General features: G+C 69.7%; 6 protein-coding genes. 3 read left to right on the top strand and 3 right to left on the bottom strand.

What is annotated here, in order from left to right:
• The first annotated feature begins 28 nt into the window (after nt 1-28).
• Nucleotides 29-3,148 carry an ankyrin repeat domain-containing protein gene (locus FKV25_RS12715; protein WP_425462629.1) on the top strand — a complete coding sequence of 1,040 codons (3,120 nt, stop codon included), beginning with the start codon at nt 29-31 and terminating at the stop codon, nt 3,146-3,148.
• A 36-nt stretch (nt 3,149-3,184) separates the two neighbouring features.
• On the opposite strand, the gene FKV25_RS12710 is transcribed toward FKV25_RS12715, so the two are convergent.
• On the bottom strand, nt 3,185-5,023 hold the full coding sequence (locus FKV25_RS12710; RefSeq protein WP_141519175.1) for a monovalent cation:proton antiporter-2 (CPA2) family protein: 1,839 nt from the start codon (nt 5,021-5,023) through the stop codon (nt 3,185-3,187).
• Nucleotides 5,024-5,799: 776 nt separating this feature from the next.
• Between FKV25_RS12710 and FKV25_RS12705 the strand changes: the two genes are divergently transcribed.
• Nucleotides 5,800-6,690: a hypothetical protein gene (locus FKV25_RS12705; protein WP_141519174.1), complete on the top strand. Its 891-nt coding sequence runs from the start codon at nt 5,800-5,802 to the stop codon at nt 6,688-6,690.
• 79 nt (nt 6,691-6,769) lie between these two features.
• Here FKV25_RS12705 and rho read toward each other — a convergent pair whose 3' ends face one another.
• Together rho and trxA are read right to left on the bottom strand one after the other, a co-directional pair.
• The gene (gene rho / locus FKV25_RS12700) at nt 6,770-8,524 is read right to left on the bottom strand and encodes a transcription termination factor Rho (RefSeq protein ID WP_141519173.1); all 1,755 of its coding nucleotides are present in this window, start codon (nt 8,522-8,524) and stop codon (nt 6,770-6,772) included.
• Between the two features lie 224 nt (nt 8,525-8,748).
• Nucleotides 8,749-9,075 carry a thioredoxin TrxA gene (gene trxA, locus FKV25_RS12695; RefSeq protein ID WP_141519172.1) on the bottom strand — a complete coding sequence of 109 codons (327 nt, stop codon included), beginning with the start codon at nt 9,073-9,075 and terminating at the stop codon, nt 8,749-8,751.
• 260 nt (nt 9,076-9,335) lie between these two features.
• Here trxA and rhlB point away from each other — a divergent pair.
• Nucleotides 9,336-10,650, top strand: a 1,315-nt coding sequence (gene rhlB, locus FKV25_RS12690) for an ATP-dependent RNA helicase RhlB (RefSeq protein ID WP_141519171.1), incomplete at its 3' end; no start/stop codon positions are given.

Genomic DNA, 10,650 nt, shown 5'->3' with positions numbered 1-10,650 from the left:
GCGGCGCGACGGCCTGGCCCTGTTCCTGATGTGGGGCGGCGCCGGCCTGGCGCTCGCCTTGCTGCTGGCCTGGCCGCTGTCGGCGCTGGTCGCGCGGGGGTCGCTGTCGGCGGCCCTGGGCGTCAGCATCGTCTGCGGCGCGGCGCTGGTCGGGCTGTGGCGCCTGTGGCCGATGTGGCAGTCGGTCGAGCGTCGCGGCGGGCCGCTGCCGCCCGCATGGCATGCCCTGGCCGACGTCGAGGTGGGCGCCTGGCGCGGCTTGCTCGTCGCCTCGGTGGTGCTGGGCCTGCTCGGCCTTGCGGTGCTGATGGCATGGCCCGGCCTGCTCGCGCCGGCGGCACGCTGGTCGCTGGCGGTGCTGGTCGCCCTCGGTTCCGCGCCGTTGCACGGGTGGCTGCAGGGCATCAACGAAGCCGACCCCGTGCTCGTCGTCGGTGGCGAAGAGGTCGTGGAAGGCGAGGCCGCCGAAGCCCCGGTGGCGGCGACCCCGGGCGAGCCGCTTGAGCCGGCGCTGTACGCCGCCGCCCGCGGCGGCCGCGTCGAGCGCGCGCTGGAGTTGATCGCCGAAGGTGCCGATCCGCATGCGCCGCCGCCGGAAGGCGATCGCGACCGCCGCAGCCTGGCGGCGCTGGCCGCGGTCCTGCCCGACCTGCGCCTGCTGCGCCAGCTGATCGCCGAGGGCGTGGACCTCAATGCCAGCGCCGGCGGCATGACCCCGCTGGTGGCGGCCACCCGCGACAGCTGGCACGGACGGCCCGACGCGGTGATGACACTGCTCGCCAATGGCGCGGACCCGCGCCTGGCCGATGCCGACGGCAATACACCCCTGCACCATGCCGCGCGCAGCTCCGATCCCGGGGTCGCGGCGCTGTTGCGCGATGCCGCCGCCGAGCTGGACGTGCTCAACGCCGAGGCGCAGTCGCCGCTCGGCGTGGCCTGCGCGAGCGGCAACTGGCGACTCGCGCGCTTCCTGCTCGAGCGAGGCGCACAGCCGCATCCTGCCGGCGGCCAGCCGGCCCTGCTCGCCGCCGCCGGGGGCGAGGACGACGACGTTGCAGGCGTGCAGCTGCTGCTCAAGCAGAAGGCGCGCGTCAACGCACAGGACCCGCGCGGTCGCACCGCCCTGCACGAGGCCGTCTGGGCCGGACATGCCGACATCATCGCGACCCTGCTGGGGGCCGACGCCGACCCGGGCCTGGTCGACGCGCAGGGCCGGAACGCGGTGCTGGAAGCCTGTCGCGCCGGCCGCGCCGAGGTCCTCGAGCAACTGCTGGCGCACCTACCGCGCGATGGCGCCGAGGAAGCCGGCGCGGTCGATGCCCAGGGCCATACCGCGGTCCACCTGGCCTGCATGGCCGAGGGCACGCCGCCGGCCATGGTCCAGCGCCTGCTCGAGCTTGGCGTGGACCCGGAGCAACGCGACGGCGACGGCAAGCGCGCGCTCGACCGGGCCGCCGAATCGGGTCGTTGGGCGTTGGTCGCGGCGCTGGACGCTGGCTACGACCTGCCCTCGCGCCTGGTCGAGGACGAGGGCGATGCGGCGCTCGATACCGAGGTGGTGGCCGCGATACCCGATCGCGCACCCGCCGACCTCCTACGCGATGTCTTGCGCGAAGGCCGCGAGCAGGGCGCCGCCGCGATCGCGCGCCTGATCCCGGCCGCCGAGCTGGGCCGGATCCTGCGTGGCGACGACCCCATGCCCACCGCCGCGCAGGCGGCATGGCTGTGTCGCCAGGGTGCCGACACCGGCTTGCGCGACGCCGACGGCGACACGGTGCTGTTCGCCTGGCTGGCCGAAGGCGCCGGCGCGCGGGCGCGTATCCTTGCCCTGCTCGAGCAGGCGGTCTCGCCGGCGGGCACGGGCGGACTGGCGCGCTACCTCGCGGCCTGCGCCCGCCAGGGCGCCCACGGCGCGGAGCACGAAGCACTGGCGCTGGACCTGCTCGCGCGCGGTGCCGATCCCTTCGGCGCCTCCCGCGAAGGCGACGTGCCCTCCACCCTGGCGGTACGCCTGGGCTGGGCGCGCCTGCTGCGCCAGCTGTGCGAAGTGGGCGTCGACCTGAACCGCCGCGACTCGCACGGCATGAGCCCGCTGCACCTGGCCGCCGCTCTGGGCCGCACGCCCATGTTGCGCCTGCTGGTCGCCCACGGCGCCGCCCCCGACCTGCTGGCCGCCGATGGCCAGACCCCGCTCGGGGTGGCGCTCTCTTCCGGACGCCGCGACCTGGCCGACTGGCTGGACTGGCGCGGCTGGTCGCTGCCGCGCCGACCACTGCGCGACAGCGACGTCCCGGCCGCCGCCATCGTCGGCGATGCCGACGCGGTCCGCCGCCTGCTCGACCTCGGGTTGCCCGTCGATGCCGTCGACAACCAGGGCTGCACCGCCCTGTTGCGCGCGGCCGGCGGCGGGCATGGCGCGCTGATCGACCTGCTGCTGGTGCGCGGTGCCGATCCGCAGTGCGCGGCCAACTCCGGCGCGACGCCACTGTCGGCGGCGGTGAGCATGCGCCACGCCGATATCGTCGATCGCCTGATCGAGGCCGGCGCCTCGCTCGAGCAGCGCTTGCCGGGCGACCTCACCGTGTTGATGGTCGCCTGCGCGCTGGGCCTGCCCGACATGGCCGCGCGCCTGCTCGCCGCTGGCGCCGACGCCCACGCGCTCGACAGCCAGGGCCGCATGGCGATCCATTGCGCCGCGATGTACGGGTTCACCGCGCGCGAACGCAGCCGCCTGGTTGCCTTGTTCGACACGCTGCTGCTGACCGGCGGTGACGCCGACAGCAACGTCGAGGCCGCCGGCACGCCGCCGCTGCTGCTCCTGCTAGGCGCGCGCGCAGAGCCGGGCACGGTCGCCGACGAGGACAGCCTCATCGCAGGCCTTGAACTCCTGCTCGACCACGAGGCCCGCCTGGACGTGGCCGACCCGCGCGGTTTCGGCCCGCTGCACCTGGCGGCGCTGCACGGGCTGCTGGAGGTGGTGCGCTGGTTGCTGCGCGCCGGCGCCGACCCGGACGCGCGCGACAGCCTCAACCGCACGCCGCGCGAGATCGCGGTGATGCGCGGCTTCGTGGACATCGCAGCGGAATTCGCGCCGCCAACGGCCAACCAGAACGTCTCGATGGCCCGCTTCCTGCGCGACAAGTCCTGAGCCGCGCCCGGCGCGGCAGGCGCCCCGCAGGCCCGATCAATCCAGGCGTGGCGCCTCGCCATCGCGGCGGCCATCGATGCTGCGTGCGAGCACGCCCTCGCCGACGTCGGCGCGCAGCAGTTCCTCCAGCTCGCGGCGCGCATCCTGCACCGTCTGCCGCAGCGCGTCCTCGTCCTCGCGGATCGGGTGCTGGGCCTCCAGCAGGCGCGCGTCGTGGTCGGCGAAACGCGCGGTGATCATGCGCGCGGTTTCCTCCGGCACGCCCAGCGCACGCAATACGCTCTTGCCGGTGTGCAGGCTGGAATACAGCAGTTCGCGGATCGGCTCGGCGCCGATGTCCATCAGCTCCCAGGCCACGCGCCGGTCGCGTGCCTGTACGAACACGCGCGCCTGCGGATAGAGATGGCGGATCGCCCGAGTCACCCGCAGGCTCTCGGCCGGGTCGTCGATCGCGACCACGAACACGCGCACGTGCGCCGCGCCCGCCGAGCGCAGCAGGTCGGGGCGTGCAGGGTCGCCGTAGTAGATGGTGTTGCCGAAGCGGCGCGAGAACTCGAGCTGTTCGACGTCGTGCTCGATCACGATGAAGGGGGTCTGGTGCAGTGCCAGCAGGCGCGCGACGATCTGCCCGAAGCGGCCGAAGCCGGCGATCAGTACCTGCGGATGGCCATCGTCGGGCAATGGATCGGGTTCGCGTTCGGGGGTGCTGCGCGGGGCGTGCGACAGCAGGCGTGCGACCACGATCAACAGCAGCGGGGTCAGCGCCATCGACACGCCGACCGCGGCCACCAGGCGGTCGCGCGCGACCAGGTCGAGCAGGCCGGCGCGCACGGCCTCGGAGAACACCACGAAGGCGAATTCCCCGCCAAGCGCCAGGACGGCGGCCAACTGCAGGGTCTCGCGCCGGTCCAGGCCGCCGGGCCGCAGGCCGATCAGGTAGATCAGCACGAACTTGACCAGCATCAGCGCGGCGACGAGGCCGGCGATGAAGACCGGTTCGGCGAGCACGCGGTCGAGATCGATGCTCATGCCCACGGCCATGAAGAACAGGCCCAGCAGCAGGCCCTTGAACGGCTCGATCTGCGATTCGAGCTCGTGGCGGAACTCCGAGTCGGCCAGCAGCACGCCGGCGATGAACGCGCCCAGCCCGGCGGAGAGGCCGGCGTGCTGCATCAGCCAGGCTGATCCGAGCACGGTCAGCAGGGCGGCGCCGGTGAATACCTCGGGCATTTCCGAACGCGCGACGATGCGGAAGACCTGCCGCAGCAGCAGCCGTCCGCCGATCACCAGCAGGGCGATCGCACCGATGGCCTCGGCGACCGCGAGCCACGCCGCGTTGCCCTCGGCGGCCGCGGCGCTGGCGCTGCCCAGCAGCGGGATCGCCGCCAGCAGCGGGATGGCGGCGATGTCCTGGAACAGGAGGATCGCGAACGCGAGCCGCCCGTGCGGAGCGGTCAGCGACTTGCGTTCGGCCAGCAACTGCAAGCCGACCGCCGTCGACGACAGGGCCAGTCCGAAGCCGACCACCAGCGCCGCCTGCAGAGACAGTCCGCCCAGCGTCGCCATCCCCGCCAGCGCCAGCCCGCACAGCAGCACCTGCAGGCCACCGACGCCGAACACCGGTTTGCGCATCACTTTCAGGCGCGGCAGCGAGAGCTCCAGGCCGATGACGAACAGCATCATCACCACGCCGATCTCCGACGCCGCCAGCACCCGCTCGGTATCGGTCACCGCCTTCAGCCCGAACGGCCCCAGCGCCACGCCCGCGGCGAGGTAGCCGAGCACCGCGCCCAGGCCGAAGCGGCGGAACACCGGCACCGCGATCACCGCGGCAATGAGGAAAACCAGTGCGAGTTCGAGGCCTTGGCCGTGCATCGCTATAGACCCCCGATTGTTATTAGAATAAGTTTCGGCCTTCCGAGCAAGTTATCAGATTTGATCGGCTTGCCAAACGCGCCATATTCACAAGGACAAGGAGAGCAGGGTATGTTGATGAGTAGACGCTTTACGGCGTGTGTGGGGCTTTTCTTTGCGTCATTCGTAGCGCTGGCCCAAACGACGCTGCCGCCAGTTGTAGTGACGGCGCCCCGACAAGGTGGAGGCAATATTCTTTGCCGAGGGACGGCTTGCGAGGGAGTTTTAATGTCACTGGCGGGACCACAGTACTATCAAGTCTCTCAGGATCCATTGATGCCTGACCGAGTGACAACGCCGTTGAGTCAGGCGCAGGTGTGCGCAAACCTGAAGAATGCGAAGCCTAGCGGCTGCAGCTATGCGAGCCCGCCGTCGGTGCCTGGGTATGATGCGAATTGGGTCGCGAATGGTTGTGGCAATGGAACAGTTGCCTCCCAGGTAGGGGCCTTTCTCGCAGGCTTGGTTCTTCCGAATCATACTGGCGATATGAACAATCCCCTTCCGGGGATATCTTTCTACGGCGCTTGCGCTTCCCATGATCGATGCTATGGAGGAACCGGGCTGTTCAACTCGAAAGATGCTTGCGATGCCAGGTTTCGAGTCGACATGGGGCGCGCGTGCGATGCCGGCTCTACGACATACGCCTCCCAGTGTTCCAGCATCCGGGGAGCTTATGTAGAGGCGGTTCAAACACCGTTTGGGAATAGCGCTTATAACGCGGCGCAGAGCGATACCGCATGCGCCGCGTGGGCTTCGGATATGAAAACAAACGGGTGCAACCCATGAACGTGTTTCGAGGGACTGGCGCTCTCCCCCTGGTACTGCTCGGTTCACTTGTGGTGGCTTCCTGCAGTTCCTCCTCACCCGATGATGCGCCGCCGCTCGCGTCCGCGGCCGGCTTGGGCGCGAATCATGTAGACGAGAGCTCCCCAGCGGAGGAGGAGGCGAGCAAGCCGGACATGCGTATTGGCGGGAAGTACGGTGATGTCCAGAACACCCGGGCACTGTTGTCCCGCCTATCCGAACCCGATCGGGAGGCTGTACTCGAGTTCTATGGCAAATTCGGCAGCGAAGCATTCGAATTCGAGACCCCGGAACAGCTCGCATGGCTCATCGATCACGGCTATCCAATGCCCGAAGATATCGTTGAAGCCTTGGGAATGACCGATCTCGAGTTGTCGCAAGCCTTCGAGGCGGGCGATGTCAAGGCCGGATTCTTTTACATGGATCGGCTCACCGAGCAAAGGCTTCGGGCCAAGGACGCGAACGGCGCCTTGCGTCCCGCGGAGCGGATGGAAATGGCCGGTCTGGTCGAGGACCTGGTGTTGACCGGGTCGCCTTTTGCCGGATACGTGAATGCGCGATACCAGAGCGCCGTCGAGGGGGACTTCAATGCGGCGATGGCTTCATACGCGTGGGCGGCGTGGCTCGGTGACGGTCGGGCCGGAGACGTGATGATGCGTCTTGAAAATCGACTCGGTGGAACCGGCGCCCATCTTTCCTCTACAGCCTCGACCTTCGAGTTGATGGGTTTGTTCATTGATGTGCGTACGTCGAATCCAGAATTGCTGCAGCGACGCCAAGGGGACGCGTTTCCCTTGCCGGCGGCTCCGCCCGGAAATCGCTAGGCCCGATGGAATCGAAAACGCCCCGCAACGCGGGGCGTTTTCGTCTACGGGGCTCTTCCTGTGCGATCGGCCTAGGCGCCTAGCGCTTCATCGAGCTGAAGAACTCGTCGTTGGACTTGGTGTTCTTCATCTTGTCGAGCAGGAACTCCATCGCGCCGATCTCGTCCATGCCATGCAGCAGCTTGCGCAGGATCCAGATCTTCTGCAGCAGCTCCGGCTCGATCAGCAGGTCCTCGCGGCGGGTGCCGGAGCGGTTGATGTCGATGGCCGGGTACACGCGCTTCTCGGCGATGCGGCGGTTGAGGTGGACCTCGGAGTTGCCGGTGCCCTTGAACTCTTCGTAGATCACCTCGTCCATCTTGCTGCCGGTGTCGATCAGCGCGGTGGCGATGATGGTCAGGCTGCCGCCTTCCTCGACGTTGCGGGCCGCGCCGAAGAAGCGCTTCGGGCGGTGCAGCGCGTTGGCGTCGACGCCGCCGGTGAGCACCTTGCCGGAGCTGGGGACGACGTTGTTGTAGGCGCGGGCGAGGCGGGTGATCGAATCGAGCAGGATCACCACGTCCTTCTTGTGCTCGACCAGGCGCTTGGCGCGCTCGATCACCATCTCGGCGACCTGCACGTGGCGGCCGGCCGGCTCGTCGAAGGTGGAGCTGACCACTTCGCCGCGGACGGTGCGCTGCATCTCGGTCACTTCCTCGGGACGTTCGTCGACGAGGAGGACGATCAGGTGCACGTCCGGGTGGTTGCTGGTGATCGCGGTGGCGACCTGCTGCATGAGCATGGTCTTGCCGGCCTTGGGCGGGCTGACGATCAGCGCGCGCTGGCCCTTGCCCTGCGGTGCCATCAGGTCGAGGATGCGGCCGGTGATGTCCTCGGTGCTGCCGTCGCCGCGCTCGAGGGTGAACTTGCGGCGCGGGAACAGCGGGGTCAGGTTCTCGAACAGGACCTTGTTCTTGCTCGCCTCGAGCGGCTCGCCGTTGATGGTGTCGACCACCGACAGCGCGAAGTAGCGCTCGCCGTCCTTCGGCCAGCGGATGCGGCCGGAGAGGTGGTCGCCCGTGCGCAGGTTGAAGCGGCGGATCTGGCTGGGGCTGATGTAGACGTCGTCCGGGCCGGCCAGGTAGCTCGCCTCCAGGGCGCGCAGGAAGCCGAAGCCGTCGGGCAGGATCTCCAGCACGCCGTCGGCGACGACGCCCTCGCCGTGGCGGGTCAGCACCTTCAGGACCGCGAAGATCACGTCCTGCTTGCGGGCGCGGGCGACGCCCTCGTGGATGTTGAGCTGTTCGGCGACCTCCAGCAGCTTGGCCGCCGGCATCTTCTTCAGGTCGCTGAGCGAGTAGCTGGGGAAGCCCTCGGGGACCTGGGGGTTGTTGCGCGGCACGAATTCTTCCTGGCCGCCGTCCTCGGGGAAACCGTCGCGGTTGCGGTTGCCGCCGCCACCGCCGCCGCCGCGGTTGCGCTCACGGCGGTTGCGGAAGCGCTCGCGGCGGTTGTTGCCGCGGCCGCCGTCCTGGCCGTTGTCGCGGTTGCCGCGCTGGCCGTCGCCGGCGTCCTGCGCGCCGGACTCCTGGCCGCCCGGGCCGCCCTGCGGGCTGGCCTCGGATGCGGGTCTGTCGCCCCCGGCCTTGTCGGCGGCGGGGCCCTTGTCGCCTTCAGGGGCCTTCGCGGCGGGCTTCTCCGCCTGTGCCGGTGCTTCCGCGTGGGCCTTGGGCGTGGATTCGGAGGGGCTGCCCTCGGTCTTGCTGGCAGCGGTGGCGGACGTCGCCTTGGTGGCGCGCGGCTTGCGCACGCGCTTCTCGGCGGTTTCGCCGGCGTCGGGGGTCTTGTCGGACAAGCGTGGGTTCCTCGCTAAACGGCGAGCGCTCGCATCGGGCGAGCGTGGCGTCGGGGACGTGATGGGTCTGGTGGTGTATCCAGAAGGGGTGCGGCGGTGCGGAAGGCAACATCCAGCGCGCCGGGTTCCATGAAACTAGCACCGCCGCCGCGCGTCGCGCAAGGGGGACGGTCGAATCCGTTCAGCCCGGCTGGCCGGCCCCTGCGGGCCGGCCGGGGCAGGCCTCAGAGGGCCTTGTCGATCATCTGGCTCAGCTGGGCCTTGCCGACCGCGCCGATCTGGGTGTCCTGGATCTGGCCGTCCTTGAACAGCAGCAGCATCGGGATCGAGCGGACGTGGTACTTCATGGCGGTGGCGCGGTTGTGGTCCACGTTGACCTTGGCGATCCGGGCCTTGCCGGCATAGGTTTCGGCCAGCTCGTCCAGGGCCGGGGCGATCATCTTGCAGGGACCGCACCATTCGGCCCAGAAGTCGACCAGCACGGGTTCGGACGACTGCAGGACGGCGCTGTCGAAATCGGCGTCGCCGACATGCATGATTTTCTCGCTCACGAGGTTCTCCTGGGGTGCGGAAGGGGGTGGCGCGGGCCGGTACCTGTCCGGCGGCGCACCGTCGGCGGGGCACGGGCACCGGTTGGACCGGCCCTTGGGGTAAACTGGGGCGTTATTGCGGCGGCTTCAAGGGCCGTCGCCCGCTGCGGTCAGAACATCCACTGGCCGACCCCGGCAGTCTGCTGCGATGGCGCCAGCCACGCAAGCGCTGCTTTCTTCGAGACCAGACGCGGCTACCCCCGCGCGGAACCCTGAACGCAATGAGCGACAAACCCCTGACCGATGTCACCTTCGAGGCCTTCGGCCTGCACCCCGACCTGCTGGCCGGGCTGGAAGGCGCCGGATTCACCCGCTGTACCCCGATCCAGGCCATGACCCTGCCGATCGCCCTGACCGGACGCGACGTCGCCGGCCAGGCCCAGACCGGCACCGGCAAGACCCTGGCCTTCCTGGTCGCGGTCATGAACCGCCTGCTGACCCGCCCCGCGCTGGCCGAGCGCAAGCCCGAGGACCCGCGCGCGCTGATCCTGGCGCCGACCCGCGAACTCGCGATCCAGATCCACAAGGACGCGGTGAAGTTCGGCAGCCACCTGGGCCTGAAGTTCGCCCTGGTCTACGGCGGCGTCGACTACGACAAGCAGCGCTCGATCCTGCAGGAAGGCGCCGACATCATCATCGCCACGCCCGGCCGCCTGATCGACTACGTCAAGCAGCACAAGGTGGTCAGCCTGCACGCCTGCGAGATGTGCGTGCTCGACGAGGCCGACCGGATGTTCGACCTGGGCTTCATCAAGGACATCCGGTTCCTGCTGCGCCGGATGCCGATCCGCACCGAGCGCCAGACCCTGCTGTTCAGCGCGACCCTGAGCCACCGGGTGCTCGAGCTCGCCTACGAGCACATGAACGAGCCCGAGAAGCTGGTCGTGGAGACCGAGACCATCACCGCCGCGCGGGTCCGCCAACGCATGTACTTCCCGGCGGACGAGGAAAAGATCCCGCTGCTGATCGGCCTGCTGTCGCGCAGCGAGGCCGCCCGCACGATGGTGTTCGTGAACACCAAGGTGTTCGTCGAGCGCGTCGCGCGCGCGCTGGAGAAGGCCGGCCACCGGGTCGGCGTGCTGTCGGGCGACGTGCCGCAGAAGAAGCGCGAGTCCCTGCTCGGCCGCTTCCAGAAGGGCCAGCTCGACATCCTGGTCGCGACCGACGTCGCCGCCCGCGGCCTGCACATCGACGGCATCAGCCACGTCTACAACTACGACCTGCCGTTCGATGCCGAGGACTACGTCCACCGCATCGGCCGCACCGCCCGCCTGGGCGCCGAGGGCGACGCCATCAGCTTCGCCTGCGAGCGCTACGCGATGAGCCTGCCGGACATCGAGGCCTACATCGAGCAGAAGATCCCGGTCGAGCCGGTGACCCCGGAGCTGCTGGTCGCGGTGCCGCGCGCGCCGCGCGAACCGCAGGAAGGCGACGCCGGCGAGAGCGTCAGCGCGATCTTCCGCGAGGCCCGCGAACAGCGCGCCGCGGACGAGGAGCGCCGTGGCGGCAAGTCGCGCAGCGGCGGCGGTCGCGGCG

The sequence above is a fragment of the Marilutibacter aestuarii genome, from assembly GCF_006546775.1.
Taxonomy (GTDB): domain Bacteria; phylum Pseudomonadota; class Gammaproteobacteria; order Xanthomonadales; family Xanthomonadaceae; genus Marilutibacter; species Marilutibacter aestuarii.
This window is presented reverse-complemented; position numbering and strand designations above follow the sequence as displayed.

What these genes read in the sequence shown, in the direction of transcription:
- FKV25_RS12715 (WP_425462629.1), top strand. Translation starts at nt 29, where the DNA reads ATGTGGGGCGGCGCCGGCCTGGCGCTCGCCTTGCTGCTGGCCTGGCCG.
- FKV25_RS12710 (WP_141519175.1), bottom strand. Translation starts at nt 5,023, where the DNA reads ATGCACGGCCAAGGCCTCGAACTCGCACTGGTTTTCCTCATTGCCGCG.
- FKV25_RS12705 (WP_141519174.1), top strand. Translation starts at nt 5,800, where the DNA reads ATGCGCCGCGTGGGCTTCGGATATGAAAACAAACGGGTGCAACCCATG.